Genomic DNA, 17,765 nt, shown 5'->3' on the forward strand with positions numbered 1-17,765 from the left:
TTTTTAATATTATACGCATAGATGCGACAGCTTGTGTCGCAACTAAAAGGTATTTGTACAACGGACTCTTATATCATCGCTAGGCACTGAATTTGCGATAACTTGTGGTACAGAAAGTGGTTTAAGTGGCTTGTTGGATGACGTAATTAATTTATCGCTCATCTACTGGGAAGTGGTTAAATGCCTCCGTCAAATACGACAAGCTGATGATTGACATCGGGCGGATGAGTAAGAATAATACGCGGCAGGTTGCAGAGAAGCCTGTCCGCAAAAGATGATATCACTCTGATAAATTAACAGCGTTGCGAATCGATTTCATATCGAACCCACAGCAATCAAATAAGTTTGGCTTAGCGGAATGCCAATAAACTTAGGAGAATTGTTTGTGAAACATGCAACCGCTAACACTTTCAAACCCGCCGGTATCAATGTTGAACCTTCTGACATTGTACCCTTGGAGGCCACCGAAACGTCTTCCCACAGGAAATCTCAGTCAACTGAGTCCTTAGGTACGTTAGCTATCCCTACTTTGTATTTGCGCTTTGCATTACCCATGGCATTGGCCATGATGCTCAGCGGCAGCTACAACTTAGTCGACTCTTATTTTATTTTGAAATACATCGGTGCCGATGCATTGGCTGGGGTGACGATTGCCTTCCCGTTACAAATGATGATTTTTGCTTTGGCCTGCATGATAGGAAATGGTACTGCGACCTTAGTAAGCCGATTTTTAGGGGCAAACGAGTTTGATAAGGCGAGTCAAATCGCGAACACTGGTTTTGCGTTAGCCCTAGCTTGCGGCCTGATAGTGACTATCTTGTCACTCGCCCAGCTTGATCATTTATTGGCGTTTATTGGGGTAAGCTCAACACTTGCCTTAGCTGCTACAGAGTATCTACAACCCATTCTCTGTTTTAGTCTATTCACTTTTTTGTTATCCCTTAGCGGCGATTTACTCAGAGCACAAGGCAAAGTCGTGATGATGCTGCTGGTTATCTTGTTGTCGGCAGTCATGAACATTCTGTTCGATACACTCTTTATTGCCGTATTGGAGATGGGCGTAAGTGGTGCGGCGTGGGCAACGGTGGCGGGCCAGTGTGTGAGTCTATTTATCGCTGTTGTCTATTTTGTCCCAAATAACCGCTTTGCTAGTAAACAGGTGCTTCATAAGCAAGCTACCCAGCCTATTTATTTTAGAATGGAGCAGATAAAGCTCAACCTCACTGAGATAAAAGCGATTCTTGGCTTGGGTAGCCCAATATTATTATCATATCTTGGGATTGCCTGTGTGATCTCATCGGTAAATCATATTTTAGTCAGTCATTTAGCCAATGTAACGCCCAATACGCCAGCCGCGAATGAGGTCGCGTACATGATCAGCGCTTATGGTTTGATCGGACGCTTTAATATCTTTATCGCCCTGCCGCTCATGGCACTTACCAGCGCAGCGCAAACGATCAGTGCGTATAACTATGGGGCGATGGCATCTTCTCGGGTGTTAGCGTGTGCTAAATGGGGAATCGTCTTGACCTGCTGTTATCTGAGTGTAGTGACAATTATATTTATGGAGTTTCCTACCTCGGTTTTTGGTATTTTCACCGATGATCCCTCACTCATTGACGCTTGTATTAAGATTTCGAGTGTGACGTTTATCGCTTTACCTTTGGCGGGGATCACAGGTATTGCGATTGCTGTGTATCAAGGCACAAATCGCCCTAAGCTTGCATTGCTATTATCTGGGATAAAAATCTATGGTTTGTTACTGCCCCTGCTGGTTCTGTTACCTCAACTATCCTTTACAGATATTTCATTTATCACAGGTGCATTAAACATTAATATCATGCCAAACGCTTTGATTGAGTTATGGATGGCCTTTCCAATCGCGGACATTTTAGCTTGTCTCTTGAGTTTATTGATCATCAATATTTGGCCTTTCATTCACGTGCCGCGAGCAAATCGAGTCAGTCATGGAGGTAATGCAAAATGAAGTTAGCCAAGATGAAAGACTCAAGCGCCATCGCATTAAATGAAACCAAAGTTCGCGCTAAAAAACTGCTCAAAGCATGTCAGCAGGATGAGCCGTTAGCCAAGCAAAGAGTCGCGACCTTAATGGCGAAATTGGGCATATCACATTCAGATCTTCAGCTTAAGCATTGCCAACAAGTGATTACACGTGAGCTAGGTTTTATCGATTTTCATCATTGCCAGCGAGTCCTGTCGGGTCAAGCCACACTCGGGGATGATTGGGGAGGCTTATTCCACACTAAGCAATGCGACACATTACTCAATCATTGGTTTACTGGCTATTTAGCCGCGCGTGATTTTAATGCGCAAGCTGAAGACACATTGCTATTCCCCTACAAGAAGCAGTTTTGTGTGGTGGAGCGGCGAGATTACTGCAATGCGCTGAATTTGCCGATAATTTTTCAACCAGTGGATAATGCTGGCGAACCGACTATCCTGCGAGATCTGGTGAGCAGCTATGCTAATGCAGATTGGCATTCCTTTGCTCTTGCCATGATCCAACACAAACTCCCCAAAGTGTAATGATGGCTGAGATTGTCAGGCATCATGTTGAATGAGGAAATCTAGAGTTTAATAATACAAGCAAAGTCATCATTGCTGATGGCTTTGCTTGTGAAATATGGCTGAAACACTGCGTTTCGGATCAGAAACGCAAGGCTAAAATAGCTAAAATGCAAAAAGCCGCTAATTGCTTAGCGGCTTTTTGACTAAATATGGCGGAGGAGCAGGGATTTGAACCCTGGGTGGGCTATAAACCCACGCCGGTTTTCAAGACCGGTGCATTAAACCACTCTGCCACCCCTCCGAACGAGGCGCATAATATAAGTAAGTCTGTTGACTGTAAAGCACTAACTCTCAATTATGCGTCAATTGTTGCTATTACACTCAATCCGCTGGATTTTGCTTCACATCGGACATTATGCCTACCCGTGCGGGGTCTGGCTTAGTGAAATGTTTGGCAAAGTCGCCCCACTCTTGTTGACTCTTAAGTATATAGCCGACCACAACTAAAATAGCGCAACATAGGATACCCCAACCAATCGCCACTTCACCAAGACTTGCCCACATAGCGACTAAGCTTGATGCACCAAAGGCAATGCTGATCTGTAAGAAGTTCTGTAATCCTGCGGCCTTAGCGGCATTCTGACTAAACTGCTGTAGCGCGCTGTTCACGACTATTGGGTAAATAGCGCCATTAGCTGCGGCCAAAATCGAGAACGAAATAAGCAGTGGGAAAATCGTGCTCGCGGGATAAATCAGCGTGAACATGATGATCGAAATAACGCAGGCTGCGAAAACCGACAACAAGATATTGAGTGTTTGATGCCCGCCAATGCGTTTTATCAGTAACTTACTCGCATAACCACCGACAATAAACATGATGGTTTGCGGGATAAAACTTAACCCAATTTCAGTCGCTTGATAACCGTGCATTTCCATCACAATCGGCCACACAGTTAAATAGGCAAAGAAAGCACCGGAACAGGCACCGAAGATCACGACGTTGCCTAAATAGCGGGTGTTTTTCAAAATTTGCCCATAAGATACTGCAGCATGTTCACTGTGTTTATGTTGACTCTTGCCTGGAACAAAGTACAAGGTCATCAATACCAGCAGAAATGCGATAACACACAAGGAGATAAAGATTGCACGCCAGCCTAATTCGTTCAGAATATAAGCGCCAAGGATCGGTGCTAATGCAGGCGATAATGCGACCAATGGCATAATGTTGCTGAAAATACCTTGGGCTTTATCGGCATCATATTGTTCAACCACAATAGCTTGCCAAATAACCCCTGCACTACAGGCGCCAATGGCTTGGAAGAAGCGCGCGGTATTGAGCATTAATATAGAATCACTGTTGGCAATAAACACGCTAGCAATGGCAAATAAAACAAGGCCAAAGATCAGTGCCCAACGTTTGCCGATTTTATTGACTAACGGGCCGTAAAGCAGCTGACCTAAGGCAAGACCCGCAAGGAAACAGGTCAGTGACATTGCCACCTGCGATGGTGTGCTGTCAAATGAGCCTTCAATTGCTTTGAAAGCAGGCAAATACATGTCAGTGGCAATAAAGCCAAGCATGCTCAACATGGCTAAATAGAATAGAAACATAAAGAACTTTATGTTTACAAAGGTGTTACTAGACGTTTTCATAAAATAATCGGGTCAGATTGACTAAAGTGTGCAGTCTAAAGACTTGTTAAATTTATTGGAAACGTTTATTTTTGACTTGTGCTATCAATTATTTTCATTGGAATGGACGTCAGTTATGCTCTCAGAACAAGCGCTAGAACTCATTGATATTGTGGCTCGTGTAGGTAGTTTCACCGCGGCGGCGAATCGGCTACATAAAGTGCCCTCTGCCGTGAGCTACGCGGTCAAGCAAATAGAAGAAGAACTCGGCGTCATTCTTTTTGAACGGCATCATCGCAGTGTAACCTTAACACCAGCGGGTGAACATTTTGTGAAGCAAGCCAGAACCTTGCTCACGCAGATGGACGAGATGAAACGTGGCACTCAGCGCGTGGCAAATGGTTGGCAACCCACCTTGTCCATAGCCCTTGATAATATCGTCCGTGCCGACAGGATCAGCGTATTAATTGCTGACTTTTATCGACACTTCCATGATATTGAATTAATTATTCGCATTGAGGTCTTTAACGGGGTTTGGGAAGCGCTCGCCACGGGTCGCAGTGATATTGCTATTGGTGCGACAACCGCAATTCCAGTCGGTGGTGTTTACCAATATAAAGACATGGGGGATATTGAGTGGGCGTTTCTTGTTAGTAAAAATCATCCCTTGGCCAGTATTGACCGCCCATTAAGTGACGATGAGCTGCGCCCTTTTCCCTCGATTTGTTTAGAAGATACCTCTCGGGAAATTCCAAAACGTATGACTTGGTTGCTAGAGAATCAACGCAGGTTAGTCGTACCTGATTGGATCCGTGCCATTAACTGTTTCCGCGAAGGTTTAGGCGTCGGTTATATGCCAGTGCATTTAGCGAGCGTGTTTATTAAGGCGGGTGCGCTTGTTGAAAAACAACTGGAAAATCCAAAGCAGACAAGCCCTTGTTGCTTGGCGTGGAATGCTGACAAGATGTCGCCTGCACTCGCTTGGGTGCTGGAATATCTTGGCGATACTGAAAAATTGCACAAAGAGTGGCTGGCTTAAGCTTGGTTTAAACTCAATATGCTGATCTAGTCATTGAAATCAGCATTGAGTGTGATTGTGTACCGTCTGCTTATGTACAGACTAAATTTTTACCTTCATAGTGGATGAAGACGCAGATACAAGAATCTTATTTTTTTTGCTTTGCAGTTAAAGTTGAAATAAATAATTGAGTAAAATTTTGAAGATTAACAATTTGTTATTCATGGTTCTATGACTTTCACCCGTATCTCATGTACGGTATCATTGCACCAGTTAAGTTCATTTTAGGATTTTACGGGAACTTAGTGTGCTGTAAAAAATCAAAATGATCAGTTTGGAAATGTGTCAACGGAGATCAACATGACCCAAGAAACCTTATATTCGACGAGTGCGTCAACACTGGAAGTGAACAAACTTCTTAAAAACACTTATATGCTGTTATCGATGACATTGGCCTTCTCTGCCCTGTGTGCGGGTTTAGCAATGGCATTAAATATCAGTCCGTTAGTCTCCATTGGTTTATCGATTGGTGGCCTAGTACTGTTGTTTGTCACTTTACGTAAAGCCGAGTCTGCAGCGGGTATCTTCTGGGTGTTTGCCTTTACAGGTATGGAAGGTGCCTCACTGGGCTACATGCTCAATCACTACGCGGGTATGGCAAACGGTCCACAGCTGATCATGCAAGCACTGGGGTTAACGTCAGTGATTTTTGTTGCGTTATCAGCCTATGCCGTGACCACTAAGAAAGATTTCTCTTTCCTACGTGGATTCTTGTTCGCCGGCTTGATTGTGGTGATCGCCGCCGCTGTGATTAATATTTTTATGGGTAACAGTGTTGCCTTTATGGCAATTAACGCAGGCTTGGCGTTACTGATGACAGGTTTTATCCTGTTTGATACTAGCCGTATCGTCAATGGCGGCGAAACTAACTACATTCGCGCGACTATCTCATTATACCTAGACTTCTTAAACCTCTTCATCGCGCTGTTGCACCTGATGGGCATAGGCAATGATGACTAATCCTAGTTAGCGATTTTTAGCTTAACTTGCGTTAGAATGGCCCTACTTTTAGGGCCATTTTTATTTTAAATGAGCAAATTTATTATCCAAGTGAACGGGCCCGCTTATGGCACGTCGGCGAGTGTTAACGCCTTACGCTTCTCCCAAGCTGTACTTTTAGCTGGGCATCAGATTATCTGTGTGTTTTTTTATCAAGATGGCGTTTATAACTCCACAGATTTAAGCTTACCCGCCTCCGATGAAAATGATGTGATCAGTGACTGGAAACAGCTGGCGCAATCCCATCAGGTCCCGTTAGTCAATTGCGTTTCTGCAGCGCTACGTCGTGGCATTGTGAGTCAGCAAGATGCCTGCGAGAATGGCCTAAGCCACTGGAATGTGGGCGAGTCATTTATCATGGGCGGTTTAGGTGAGCTAATCACAGGTATTGAATCGGCCGATCGTTTGATCAGTTTTTAACTCTCAGGGCTACTATGAAAAAATTGTGTATTCTATTTCGCTGCTCGCCACATGGTACTGTTCGTGGCCGCGAAGGTTTAGATCTTGCCCTGCTTAGCGCTAGCTTCGAACAAGAAGTGAGTTTAGTGTTTGTGGATGAAGGTGTGTTGCATTTGATTAAAGATCAACAGCCTGAGCTTATCGGTGCTAAAGATTACATCTCCACCTTTAAAGCACTGCCGCTGTATGATATTGGCTCTGTGTTTGTCTGTAAGCAATCTTTAGCCGATTACGGCTTAAGCCATGGCTTACTGTCGATCCCAGTGACAGTGGTCAACGATGAAGCCATCGCAGCCCATTTAAACCAAGTGGATGAGGTCTTAGTATTCTAATGATTTTACATCATATTCAAACATCTCCCAGTCGAGATAGCGCGCTAAAACTTTGTTTACGTTACGCCTGTAAGGAAGATGCGATTTTATTATCGAGCGATGGCGTTAACGCGTTACTGCTGCGCCAGTGGGCAATGGCATTATCGCCCTTCAAGTTGATGGTCTTAAAAGACGATGTTATCGCACGTGGCCTATCCGAACGTTTAAAGAACGTGATGCTTATCGATTACAATGAGTTTGTGGCTCAATCATTACTCCATGACAAGGTGATAACGTGGTAAATCCATTGCAATTTAATGGCGCAGAAATCGCCCGTGACCATCAAGGTTATTTAAAAAATCTTAACGATTGGCAACCCGATATGGCCCTGTTGTTAGCGGCAGAAGAGCAAATTGTACTTACGCCAGCCCATTGGGAAGTGATTAACTTTGTTCGAGATTTCTATCTCGAATATAAAACTAGCCCTGCTATCCGTGTATTAGTTAAAGCCATTGGCCAAGCCTTAGGACCAGACAAAGGCAATTCTAAATACTTATATACCCTATTCCCGATTGGACCTGCGAAACAAGCAACGAAAATCGCTGGCCTGCCCAAACCAGCTAAGTGTATTTAATAAGTCATCACGTAAACATGATACAAACAAAAAGGCATGTTTCCTTGGGAAACATGCCTTTCTTTTTACTTGAACAAAGTTGATAGGGTTATTTGACGTTTTCTAACACAACCCAGATGGCTTTGCCTACGGTGGCAAGCATTACAGCAAAAAATACTGCAATCACAGCGGTATAGGAAAGCCAACGGAGATAGCGCTGGCCTTTATCCATAGTATTATTTTGTGTTCCATTAGCCTATTTGAGTCAAACCGCCCATGTAAGGACGCAGAACTTCAGGGACTGTGATACTGCCATCAGCATTTTGATAGTTTTCTAAAATAGCCACTAAAGTACGACCTACAGCTAAACCTGAGCCGTTTAACGTATGCAATAGCGCAGGCTTATTATCTGCTTTCACGCGGTAACGTGCTTGCATACGACGGGCTTGGAAATCCTTCATGTTTGAGCAAGAAGAAATCTCACGATAGGTATTTTGTGCTGGTAACCAGACTTCGATATCGTAGGTTTTGCTTGAGCCAAAGCCCATATCGCCAGTACATAAAATCACTGTTCGATACGGTAAACCTAAACGCTGCAATACAGTTTCAGCATGACCTGTCAGCGCTTCAAGTGCCGCCATTGAATCTTCAGGCTTAACAATTTGCACCATTTCAACTTTATCGAATTGGTGCTGACGGATCAGACCACGGGTATCTTTGCCGTATGAGCCCGCTTCGCTGCGGAAACATGCAGTATGCGCTGTTAACTTTATTGGCAGCTCGTCTTCATCAACAATGCTATCGCGAACTAAGTTCGTTAATGGCACTTCTGCAGTTGGGATAAGGCTCAAACCTTGGCCTTCTTCAGTTGCAGGTTTAGTGTGGAATAAATCTTCACCAAACTTAGGTAGCTGGCCTGTGCCGAGTAAGCTTGCCTCGTTAACCAGTAATGGCACATAGGCTTCGGTATAACCGTGCTCTATGGTATGTAAGTCCAACATGAACTGACCAATGGCGCGGTTTAAGCGGGCGACTTGGCCTTTCATTACGATAAAACGTGAGCCAGTAATTTTAACGGCATTTTTAAAATCTAAGCCGTTTAGGCCTTCGCCTAAATCGATATGATCTTTAATCGGGAAATCAAAAGTGCGTGGCGTACCCCAACGTCTCACTTCAACGTTCTCTGTTTCATCGGCACCCATTGGTACTGATTCATCAGGCAGGTTAGGCATAGACATGGCAATGGCATTGACTTCTTCAAGTACGGCGGCCAGTTCAATCTTTTTGGCATCCAACTGTGAACCTAAATCGCCCACTTGCGCCATAATCGCGTCAACATCTTCACCACGGGCTTTAGCTTGGCCAATGGATTTGGAAATGGCATTACGCGACGCTTGTAATTCTTCGGTAGCCACTTGCAGTGACTTACGCTTTTCTTCTAATTGAATGAGATGAGCTATGTCTAAAATAAAGCCACGGGTAGCCAGTCGCTCAGCGGTAACTTCTAATTCGTTGCGCAAAAATTTAGGATCTAACATGTGATATATTCTTAATAGTTAAATGCGAGAAAAAACCAGTTGTTGACCTAAGTACACCATGAATAAACATAGACTTAGATTCAACACCACATTCAAAATCGCCTTCAGCCAATCCCCTTCTTGCATCAGCAACAAGGTTTCATTAGAGAAAGTCGAAAACGTTGTCAAAGCACCTAATAGACCGATACCTATAAGCGCTTTGAGTTCAGGGCTGATATGACTCATTTGCCCCAGAGCGTAAATTACGCCCATAAAAAATGAACCTATAACATTAACCAACAGTGTACCAAAAGGAAAACTGCTGCCAAATACTTGGATCATGAATATTGAAATAAGATAGCGTAAAACTGCTCCAATTGACCCACCGAAAGCCACTAATAAGATGTTAGTCATATCTTTTGTTCTCACTGGCTTGATCTAACTGGACTAATTGCGCCAATTTATCTTTGATCCGTTTCTCGAACCCTCGCTCAGTCGGAAAATAAAACTGTGCTGTTTGCAGGGATTCGGGGAAATAATTTTCACCACTGACATAGGCATTCGCTTCGTCGTGGGCATATCGATACCCTGCTCCCATACCGATGTCTTTCATTAACTGAGTCGGTGCATTGCGTAAATGGTGCGGCACTTCGACTTGCCCTGTTTCGTGAGCTAACGCACGCGCCGCCTTAAATGCGGTATACACAGCGTTGCTCTTCGGCGCGCTGGCAAGGTAAACAATGGCTTGTGCTATTGCTCGCTCACCTTCTGCGGGGCCAACACGGTGAAAACAATCCCAGGCATTCAGTGCGATAGTCATCGCTGCAGGATCGGCATTGCCCACATCTTCAGAGGCAATCGCCAGTAAGCGCCTTGCCACGTAAAGCGGATCGCCACCGCCTTCTAATATTCGACAAAACCAATACAACGCGGCATCGGGTGCTGAGCCGCGAATGGATTTATGTACAGCCGAGATTAAATCGTAAAACTGATCACCGTTCTTATCAAAACCAGCAACTTGGTGCCCCGCCACTTGAATTAACATTTCAGTGGTAAAGGTGCCACCGTCAATGAGCATATCACTCATCAACTCAATAAGATTTAACGCTTTACGGGCATCACCATCACAAAGTTGTGCCAATGTGGTGAGCACATCGGTTGGCATTACAAATTGTCGTAGGCCTAAACCGCGCTCGTTATCGTTTAAGGCTTGAGTCACTATATGGGCGATTTCATCATGGCTTAAGCGCTTGATAAGATAGACCCTTGCCCGCGAGAGTAAGGCATTGTTGATTTCAAAAGACGGATTTTCTGTGGTCGCGCCGATAAAGATCACTGTGCCATCTTCAATAAATGGCAGAAAGGCATCCTGCTGACTCTTATTAAATCGGTGGACTTCATCGACAAACAATAGAGTACGTTGGCCACGGGATTCTGCAACGGCTTTTGCTTGCTCAATCGCGGCGCGAATGTCCTTAACGCCAGAGGTGACCGCGGAAATGCGCTCAACGTGAGCATTTGAATAATGTGCGATTAATTCAGCTAAGGTTGTTTTACCTGTGCCCGGCGGTCCCCACAACATCATGGAATGGGCGCGCCCTGCTTCCAATGCTTTGCGTAGTGGTTGGCCATCACCCAGTAAATGGGCTTGACCTATGTACTCGCCAATCGTTCTTGGGCGCATGCGCGCGGCCAAGGGACGAAAGTCGGGCGCAAAATTAAACGATAAACTGCTCACGCGATAGCCTAATGCGCTGCTTTACGACGTTGATCATCAACATCGACGCTGTCTGGGATCACAAAGGTGAACAAGGCTTTGTCTTTATTTGTGATGGCTTGCTGATTGCTTAAATCAAACAGGCTTAAATTACCTTTATCATCGGCAACATTAAAGTTGACTAACTGGGCATTTTTGAAACAAACATTAACGGACAATATGCCCGAATCAATCGCCTTAGGTTTGATCTCATAGCAATCTTGTTTCTTGGACACAGAATACTGTGACCAAGTCGCATCGTCGCGGTGGACGAGCAATGCGATGGGTGATGCATTGATTGCTTCAGCAAAATCCATGATGACCACCTCTTCGGCGAAAGGATTGTAGATCCACAAATCTTTACCATCAGCGACAATCTGTGATTCATCGGGCTGGGTTAAATGCCAATAAAATTGATTCGGATACGCTAAGGCAAAAATGCCAGACCCCGTTTGAATAACCTTTTTATTGACATCTGTTACGGTTTGTTTGAAATCGGCTTTTAGTGACGCGGTACCAATCAATTTTTCCCTAAGCTGCTGCGCATCATCGGCAAACACAGCCGCGCTAGATAGCAAAGGTGAAGCTAACAACACAGCGCATAATCGTTTTTTCATTTTATTCCTTACCCTGTAAAACCCTTGGGTGTATCAAAGCTACGCCTTAGCGCGGCTTAATAATGTTTTGGTGCTGGCGGCGCTAAGACTTCACGGTTACCGTTGTGGCCTTGAGCAGAAACAATACCTTGTGCTTCCATCTGTTCAATAATGCGGGCTGCACGGTTATAACCAATCTTAAATTTACGCTGTACGCTTGAAATTGAGCCGCGACGAGTTTCTGTAACAAAGGCAACTGCTTCATCGTATAACGGATCGTATTCTTCGTCTGATTCAGCGGTTTCACCAGGCAATAATACTTGTTCACCATCACTGGCACCGTTGAGGATTTCTTCGATATATTGCGGTTTGCCACGGGCGCACCAATCGGCAACGACACGGTGAACTTCATGATCATCAACGAACGCACCATGAACACGATTCGGTACCGCAGTACCCGGTGGCAAAAATAACATGTCACCCATACCAAGCAAGGTTTCGGCACCCTGTTGATCTAAAATGGTGCGCGAATCGATACGCGATGACACTTGGAACGCCATACGTGTGGGAATGTTGGCTTTAATCAAGCCGGTAATCACATCCACTGACGGTCTTTGGGTTGCAAGAATTAAATGTATGCCTGCGGCACGCGCTTTTTGGGCAATACGGGCAATCAACTCTTCAACTTTTTTACCAACAATCATCATCATGTCAGCAAATTCATCGACCACGACAACAATCGATGGCAGCTTATCTAACGCAGGCGCTTCAGGCTCCATGCTGTCGGATGACTTCCACATAGGATCTAAAATCACTTCGCCATTGGCTTTCGCTTCGGCAATTTTAGCGTTATAGCCCTTGATGTTACGCACGCCCATCATAGACATCAGCTTGTAGCGACGTTCCATCTCGCCGACACACCAACGCAGCGCATTGGCAGCTTCTTTCATGTCGGTCACGACTTCACATAGCAAATGCGGAATGCCTTCATAGACAGACAATTCCAACATTTTGGGGTCGATCATGATAAAGCGTACATCTTCTGGGCCAGACTTATACAGTAAGCTGGTGATCATCACGTTTACACCCACAGACTTACCAGAGCCTGTAGTACCGGCTACCAATAAATGTGGCATTTTACCAAGATCAACAACAACTGGGTCACCGGCAATATCTTGACCTAACACCATAGTTAAGTTGGATTTACTCTCAGTAAAGGCAGCACAATCTAACACATCGCGCATAAACACGGTTTCGCGGAATTTATTGGGCAATTCAAGTCCGACATAAGCCTTACCCGGAATAACTTCAACCACGCGCACACTTTCAGCCAGTAATGAGCGAGCTAAATCCTTTGATAGATTAGAGATTTTTGACGCTTTAACGCCCGGCGCTAATTCTAATTCAAAGCGTGTGATCACAGGACCTGGATACACACCCACTACATTGGCGATGATGTTGAAATCGGCCAATTTAAGCTCAACAAGGCGAGCGACTTGATCCAATTCCTCTGGGCTGATCGGATTCTTCTTACGGTCAGGTATGTCGAGCAAGTTAATACTCGGCAGAGGATCCATCGGTTTTTTCGGTGCGGGTTTGTCTTCTTGTCCTGGCAATACCACAATGCCATCGACAATTTTAGCTTTTTGATCTTGCTTATTACGCTGCGCTTGATTCACTGCACCTGTTGACACTTTAGTATCAAAATCAATGACGTCATCATCGCTAAAACCTAGACTTTCATCATCCTCATCTTCTGTAAATGCTTGACTGCTAAACACTGGCTCATTGTCATCATGATCGAATGAATGCGAATTAAAATCGGCACTGTCTTGCTCATTGGCATTTGAATGTTGAGGCTCAGCTAACCAAGGTGGCGCTTCAAAATTGCCATGGGCGGCCAAATCATCATTATCGATTTGTGGCTCAACCCGTTGTGCACTCTTACTTTTACTGCCATTCAAGCTCAGAATTTTTGCAAGCGCCGATAGTTTGTTTTTTGGCGACGAATTATTCTCAGTTTCAGTAATAATACCTTCAGGTTCAATGACCATATCATCAGTGGCAGCATATAGCGTTGGGGTTATCTCAGCTCTACGACCAATATGACGCTCACGCACCTTAGGCTTTTCAACTATGGGGGGCTTTTCTAGCACGTACTGGGATTCACGGCGCTGTTTAAACTTATCCACCACGGACATAAAACCACGGGTATCCTCGGTTTCATGCTCACGCTTCATCGCTTGCGGCAATAATTTTAACTTTTTATAAATCCAAATAGAGACTAAGCCGATTTTCTCGACCACAGTCAGCCAGCTAATCCCAGTCAACAGCGTAAAGCCTGAGCCCAAGAAACACAGCAGTAATAAGGTAGTGCCGAGTTTATTAAAATACGGCAACATGGCTTGGCCTATGACATCACCCGCCACTCCGCCTGCCGAAAACTCGTAGATGTTGTTGGCATTCATACTCGCCAAAGCAGAAAATCCTAGAATGATCAGTAAAAATCCAATCAATCTCAGGGCCACTGAAAAGTAATCAATTTCAAGTAAATGATGGGCACGTTTGAACAATAACCAACCCGTCGATGCGACAATGATTGGCATGATATAAGCCGTAACGCCGAAGAAATATAACAGAATATCGGCAATCCAAGCCCCTACTGCTCCGGTCCAGTTTTTAATATCGCCTTGAAAATGCGACTGACTCCAACCAGGATCAGACGGACTAAAACTCGTCAATGCGAGCAAAATATAAGTGGCGAGAACACAACAAATGATGAGTCCGCCTTCCAGCAGACGTTGCAGGCCAGTGAGCGTGCGTACACTATTTCCTTGAGACAAACGACGTAATCCATAAAAGTGAAAACAGGTGGGCTAACGATACCAGAATCCCACTAAATGTGGAGCACATTAGCCTGTTTTTCTATACAGAATTGGTCATGATTGGCAAAATTTGGTCTATTGAGGTGTTTTAGTGTGCTTTGGGGAAGGAATGAGTTATTACACAAACACTTCCGTTAACAAATTTGTTTAAAAATGCCACAAAAAGAAGCCCCTAAGTTAGCAAACTTAAGGGCAATACAAGGCTAATAGCAATAAGCGTTAAATGAGATGGATATATCGACGTTACTGATAAATAAGGGGCCTAAGCCCCTTATTGTAAAACCAAACAATCAGGGTAATTTAGATATCTGAGAGTAGATGATTTATCGCTACACGACTGGTGTGCTTAACTTCTTCCATCACAACATAAGTACGCGTGTCGGAAACAGAAGGTAATTTCAATAAAGTTTCACCTAACAAGCGACGATAAGCCGACATATCTGAAACACGAGTTTTCAGTAAGTAGTCAAAATCGCCTGAAACCAGATGACATTCTTGAATATCATCGAGTAGTTGCACTGCACGGTTAAACTTATCAAACACTTCGGGAGTATCACGGCTTAAAGTGATTTCCACGAATACCAGTAGGGATGCACCCAAGAAATGAGGATTCACCAATGCGGTATAGCCATTGATGTAACCTTGCTTTTCGAGACGTTTTACTCTTTCTAAACACGGAGTTGGACTTAGTCCGACTCTTTTTGACAATTCCACATTTGAAATGCGGCCATCAAGTTGTAGTTCATTAAGAATGTTGCGATCGATGCGATCCAAGTCTTTTACAGGACTCTTTTTATTATATGCCATTTATTTAACCTTGCTTTATCACTAAAACAACATTTTATTCTACGTATGCCGAAAGTTCAGCAGCATAAACTGCGTCGCCGATACTATACTAGATATCCCTGAATTAATCACGTTCAGGTCACGATAAAATAACAATTATGCCCATTAAAAGTGGGATTTCAGGCAATTGAGGCTCAAAGATGATTATTGGTGTTCCCAAGGAAATTAAAAACCACGAATATCGTGTCGGTATGGTTCCTTCTAGTGTTCGCGAGTTGGCGATCAAAGGTCACGACGTTTTTGTTGAAACAAATGCAGGCATAGGTATTGGTTTTTCAGATCAAGATTATATTGATGCTGGCGCCACAATTTTAGCGACTGCTGCTGAAGTTTTTGCTAAAGCGCAGATGATTGTAAAAGTAAAAGAGCCTCAAGCAGTTGAACGCGCTATGTTGCGTCACGATCAGATTTTATTTACTTATCTGCATCTTGCTCCAGATTTACCGCAAACTGAAGATTTAATCAAAAGTGGTGCCGTATGTATCGCTTACGAAACTGTGACAGACGATCGTGGTGGCCTGCCTTTGCTTGCTCCTATGTCTGAAGTCGCTGGTCGTATGTCAATCCAAGCTGGTGCTATGGCATTAGAGAAATCTTCTGGTGGCCGCGGTATGTTATTGGGCGGCGTACCGGGGGTTGAGCCTGCTAAAGTCGTCATTATTGGCGGCGGTATGGTTGGTACTAATGCAGCACAGGTGGCAGTTGGTATGGGTGCTGATGTTGTTGTGCTTGATCGCAGTATTGATGCTCTACGTCGTTTAAATGTGCAATTCGGTTCTGCTGTAAAAGCCATTTACTCAACTGCGGATGCAATTGAACGTCATGTTATTGAAGCCGATCTTGTAATCGGTGGTGTACTAATTCCAGGTGCTGCGGCGCCCAAATTGGTTACTCGTAGCATGATTTCACGTATGAAGCCTGGCAGCGCTATCGTTGACGTGGCGATCGATCAAGGCGGTTGTGTTGAAACTTCACATGCAACTACTCACCAAGATCCTACCTATATCGTTGATGATGTTGTGCATTACTGTGTTGCAAATATGCCTGGTGCGGTCGCTCGTACTTCAACATTTGCGCTTAATAATGCAACCTTACCGTACATTCTCAAGTTAGCAAATTTAGGCTATAAAGAAGCGCTGTTGCAAGACAAGCATTTTCTTAATGGCTTAAACGTCATGCACGGTAAAGTGGTGTGTAAGGAAGTGGCTCACGCCCTAAACTTAGCGTTCACATCTCCTGCGACACTATTAGTATAAGTTTTTAATTAACTTAACTTTTTATGTGGATTTAAGCTGGCTTTACTTAGTATGTAATTCAAATCGGTCTCGATACTATTGAGGCCGATTTTTTATTGGGTAGAAATAGGCTCCACTACGATCGCACCATCATATTTATACAAGCTCATCCCGTGCTTCATTTCGTGGTTCACACTTAAGCTATTTATTCACAGTAAAGTAAAACTGACACTCTCCATACTAAAACGGATGGACTCGATTAGTGCAATCTAAAAGAATCGCCCTCCAACACTTTACCCCCACAGGTAAATTCCCTACAATCCTTGCAATTTGCTAAAGGCACGGAGATAAAAATGAGCCAGGTCAGACATTGTAACTTATTGATTTTGGGTTCAGGCCCAGCAGGATATACCGCAGCCGTTTATGCTGCGCGTGCGAATTTAAAACCTGTGATGATCACAGGTATGCAGCAAGGCGGTCAATTAACCACGACGACTGAAGTTGAAAACTGGCCAGGTGACGCGGACGACTTAACGGGTCCAGCCTTGATGGAACGTATGCAGAAGCATGCTGAAAAGTTCGATACTGAAATCTTGTTCGATCACATTAACGAAGTCACCTTAACCGAGCGCCCTTTCCGCTTGAAAGGCGACAATGGCGAGTACACCTGTGATGCACTGATCATCGCAACTGGCGCTTCTGCCCGTTACTTAGGGTTAGAGTCAGAAGAAGCTTTCAAAGGTCGCGGTGTATCAGCCTGTGCAACCTGTGATGGCTTCTTCTATCGCAATCAAAAAGTCGCAGTTATCGGTGGCGGCAACACCGCCGTTGAAGAAGCATTGTATTTAAGCAATATTGCTGCTGAAGTTCACCTTATCCATCGCCGTGACACCTTCCGCTCAGAAAAAATCTTAATCGACCGTCTGATGGACAAAGTCGCCAATGGCAACATCATCCTTCACTTAGATCAAACCATGGATGAAGTGGTTGGTGATGCCATGGGTGTGACAGGTCTGAAGATGAAGAGCACTAAAGATGGCTCGATCACTGACTTAGCCGTTGCTGGTGTGTTCGTCGCTATTGGTCACAGCCCTAATACTGGTATTTTTGAAGGCCAGTTGGAAATGAACCACGGTTATTTAAAAGTTCAGAGTGGCTTGCAAGGTAACGCCACGCAAACCAGTATCGAAGGTGTTTATGCCTGTGGTGATGTGATGGACCAACATTATCGTCAAGCCATTACTTCTGCCGGCACAGGCTGTATGGCTGCACTCGATGCAGAGCGTTATTTAGACGCTAAGAAGTAACT

18 protein-coding genes and 1 tRNA gene are annotated in these 17,765 nt (G+C 44.4%); 10 read left to right on the forward strand and 9 right to left on the reverse strand.

The window, feature by feature from the left end; all coding sequences use genetic code 11:
* The first annotated feature begins 385 nt into the window (after positions 1-385).
* Positions 386-1,987 carry an MATE family efflux transporter gene (locus L5M51_RS02985; RefSeq protein ID WP_263171531.1) on the forward strand — a complete coding sequence of 534 codons (1,602 nt, stop codon included), beginning with the start codon at positions 386-388 and terminating at the stop codon, positions 1,985-1,987.
* Positions 1,984-2,547, forward strand: coding sequence for a hypothetical protein (locus tag L5M51_RS02990; RefSeq protein ID WP_263148313.1), 564 nt, complete (start codon positions 1,984-1,986; stop codon positions 2,545-2,547). The genes L5M51_RS02985 and L5M51_RS02990 overlap by 4 nt, the downstream gene beginning before the upstream one ends.
* 192 nt (positions 2,548-2,739) lie before the next feature.
* Here L5M51_RS02990 and L5M51_RS02995 read toward each other — a convergent pair.
* Together L5M51_RS02995 and punC are read right to left on the reverse strand one after the other, a co-directional pair.
* Positions 2,740-2,830: transfer RNA gene (locus L5M51_RS02995), tRNA-Ser, on the reverse strand.
* Positions 2,831-2,910: 80 nt separating this feature from the next.
* Entirely contained in the window at positions 2,911-4,182 is a 1,272-nt protein-coding gene (punC, locus tag L5M51_RS03000) for a purine nucleoside transporter PunC (protein ID WP_263148311.1), read from the reverse strand.
* A 115-nt stretch (positions 4,183-4,297) separates the two neighbouring features.
* Between punC and punR the strand changes: the two genes are divergently transcribed.
* The 6 genes from punR (at position 4,298) to L5M51_RS03030 (ending at position 7,642) form a co-directional block, all read left to right on the forward strand.
* Entirely contained in the window at positions 4,298-5,200 is a 903-nt protein-coding gene (gene punR / locus L5M51_RS03005; RefSeq protein ID WP_028759950.1) for a DNA-binding transcriptional activator PunR, read from the forward strand.
* 339 nt (positions 5,201-5,539) lie between these two features.
* Positions 5,540-6,199 carry a Bax inhibitor-1/YccA family protein gene (locus L5M51_RS03010; RefSeq protein WP_028759949.1) on the forward strand — a complete coding sequence of 220 codons (660 nt, stop codon included), beginning with the start codon at positions 5,540-5,542 and terminating at the stop codon, positions 6,197-6,199.
* A 69-nt stretch (positions 6,200-6,268) separates the two neighbouring features.
* Positions 6,269-6,658, forward strand: coding sequence for a sulfurtransferase complex subunit TusD (gene tusD, locus L5M51_RS03015; protein WP_131525568.1), 390 nt, complete (start codon positions 6,269-6,271; stop codon positions 6,656-6,658).
* Positions 6,659-6,672: 14 nt separating this feature from the next.
* A complete protein-coding gene (gene tusC / locus L5M51_RS03020) occupies positions 6,673-7,029 on the forward strand; it encodes a sulfurtransferase complex subunit TusC (RefSeq protein ID WP_028759947.1) in 357 nt (118 codons plus the stop codon).
* Positions 7,029-7,310, forward strand: a complete 282-nt coding sequence (gene tusB, locus L5M51_RS03025) for a sulfurtransferase complex subunit TusB (protein WP_168827719.1) — start codon at positions 7,029-7,031, stop codon at positions 7,308-7,310. The genes tusC and tusB overlap by 1 nt, the downstream gene beginning before the upstream one ends.
* Positions 7,304-7,642 carry a TusE/DsrC/DsvC family sulfur relay protein gene (locus L5M51_RS03030; protein ID WP_105252498.1) on the forward strand — a complete coding sequence of 113 codons (339 nt, stop codon included), beginning with the start codon at positions 7,304-7,306 and terminating at the stop codon, positions 7,640-7,642. Before tusB ends, L5M51_RS03030 begins: the two co-directional genes overlap by 7 nt.
* Before the next feature lie 88 nt (positions 7,643-7,730).
* On the opposite strand, the gene L5M51_RS03035 is transcribed toward L5M51_RS03030, so the two are convergent.
* From L5M51_RS03035 to lrp, 7 genes are all read right to left on the reverse strand, one after another.
* Entirely contained in the window at positions 7,731-7,853 is a 123-nt protein-coding gene (locus L5M51_RS03035) for a hypothetical protein (protein WP_028759944.1), read from the reverse strand.
* A gap of 19 nt (positions 7,854-7,872) precedes the next feature.
* On the reverse strand, positions 7,873-9,159 hold the full coding sequence (gene serS / locus L5M51_RS03040) for a serine--tRNA ligase (protein ID WP_263148304.1): 1,287 nt from the start codon (positions 9,157-9,159) through the stop codon (positions 7,873-7,875).
* Between the two features lie 18 nt (positions 9,160-9,177).
* Positions 9,178-9,552: a fluoride efflux transporter CrcB gene (gene crcB / locus L5M51_RS03045; protein WP_028759942.1), complete on the reverse strand. Its 375-nt coding sequence runs from the start codon at positions 9,550-9,552 to the stop codon at positions 9,178-9,180.
* The gene (locus tag L5M51_RS03050; RefSeq protein ID WP_263171534.1) at positions 9,545-10,876 is read right to left on the reverse strand and encodes a replication-associated recombination protein A; all 1,332 of its coding nucleotides are present in this window, start codon (positions 10,874-10,876) and stop codon (positions 9,545-9,547) included. The genes crcB and L5M51_RS03050 overlap by 8 nt, the downstream gene beginning before the upstream one ends.
* Before the next feature lie 8 nt (positions 10,877-10,884).
* Positions 10,885-11,511, reverse strand: coding sequence for an outer membrane lipoprotein chaperone LolA (gene lolA, locus L5M51_RS03055; RefSeq protein WP_263171537.1), 627 nt, complete (start codon positions 11,509-11,511; stop codon positions 10,885-10,887).
* 56 nt (positions 11,512-11,567) lie between these two features.
* Entirely contained in the window at positions 11,568-14,333 is a 2,766-nt protein-coding gene (locus L5M51_RS03060) for a DNA translocase FtsK (protein ID WP_219252354.1), read from the reverse strand.
* Between the two features lie 342 nt (positions 14,334-14,675).
* Complete coding sequence (lrp, locus tag L5M51_RS03065; protein ID WP_006081649.1) at positions 14,676-15,182, reverse strand: leucine-responsive transcriptional regulator Lrp; 507 nt, start codon at positions 15,180-15,182, stop codon at positions 14,676-14,678.
* Positions 15,183-15,361: 179 nt separating this feature from the next.
* Between lrp and ald the strand changes: the two genes are divergently transcribed.
* Both ald and trxB read left to right on the forward strand, forming a co-directional pair.
* A complete protein-coding gene (gene ald, locus L5M51_RS03070; protein ID WP_028759938.1) occupies positions 15,362-16,477 on the forward strand; it encodes an alanine dehydrogenase in 1,116 nt (371 codons plus the stop codon).
* Positions 16,478-16,809: 332 nt separating this feature from the next.
* Entirely contained in the window at positions 16,810-17,763 is a 954-nt protein-coding gene (gene trxB, locus L5M51_RS03075) for a thioredoxin-disulfide reductase (RefSeq protein ID WP_007647644.1), read from the forward strand.
* Positions 17,764-17,765: the final 2 nt, after the last annotated feature.

This window comes from Shewanella sp. SM73 (genome assembly GCF_025653795.1).
GTDB lineage: Bacteria > Pseudomonadota > Gammaproteobacteria > Enterobacterales > Shewanellaceae > Shewanella > Shewanella oncorhynchi.

What these genes read in the sequence shown, in the direction of transcription:
- lrp (WP_006081649.1), bottom strand. Translation starts at nt 15,182, where the DNA reads ATGGCATATAATAAAAAGAGTCCTGTAAAAGACTTGGATCGCATCGAT.
- L5M51_RS03035 (WP_028759944.1), bottom strand. Translation starts at nt 7,853, where the DNA reads ATGGATAAAGGCCAGCGCTATCTCCGTTGGCTTTCCTATACCGCTGTG.
- punR (WP_028759950.1), top strand. Translation starts at nt 4,298, where the DNA reads ATGCTCTCAGAACAAGCGCTAGAACTCATTGATATTGTGGCTCGTGTA.
- crcB (WP_028759942.1), bottom strand. Translation starts at nt 9,552, where the DNA reads ATGACTAACATCTTATTAGTGGCTTTCGGTGGGTCAATTGGAGCAGTT.
- tusC (WP_028759947.1), top strand. Translation starts at nt 6,673, where the DNA reads ATGAAAAAATTGTGTATTCTATTTCGCTGCTCGCCACATGGTACTGTT.
- ald (WP_028759938.1), top strand. Translation starts at nt 15,362, where the DNA reads ATGATTATTGGTGTTCCCAAGGAAATTAAAAACCACGAATATCGTGTC.
- tusD (WP_131525568.1), top strand. Translation starts at nt 6,269, where the DNA reads ATGAGCAAATTTATTATCCAAGTGAACGGGCCCGCTTATGGCACGTCG.
- L5M51_RS02990 (WP_263148313.1), top strand. Translation starts at nt 1,984, where the DNA reads ATGAAGTTAGCCAAGATGAAAGACTCAAGCGCCATCGCATTAAATGAA.
- lolA (WP_263171537.1), bottom strand. Translation starts at nt 11,511, where the DNA reads ATGAAAAAACGATTATGCGCTGTGTTGTTAGCTTCACCTTTGCTATCT.
- punC (WP_263148311.1), bottom strand. Translation starts at nt 4,182, where the DNA reads ATGAAAACGTCTAGTAACACCTTTGTAAACATAAAGTTCTTTATGTTT.
- tusB (WP_168827719.1), top strand. Translation starts at nt 7,029, where the DNA reads ATGATTTTACATCATATTCAAACATCTCCCAGTCGAGATAGCGCGCTA.
- serS (WP_263148304.1), bottom strand. Translation starts at nt 9,159, where the DNA reads ATGTTAGATCCTAAATTTTTGCGCAACGAATTAGAAGTTACCGCTGAG.
- trxB (WP_007647644.1), top strand. Translation starts at nt 16,810, where the DNA reads ATGAGCCAGGTCAGACATTGTAACTTATTGATTTTGGGTTCAGGCCCA.
- L5M51_RS03010 (WP_028759949.1), top strand. Translation starts at nt 5,540, where the DNA reads ATGACCCAAGAAACCTTATATTCGACGAGTGCGTCAACACTGGAAGTG.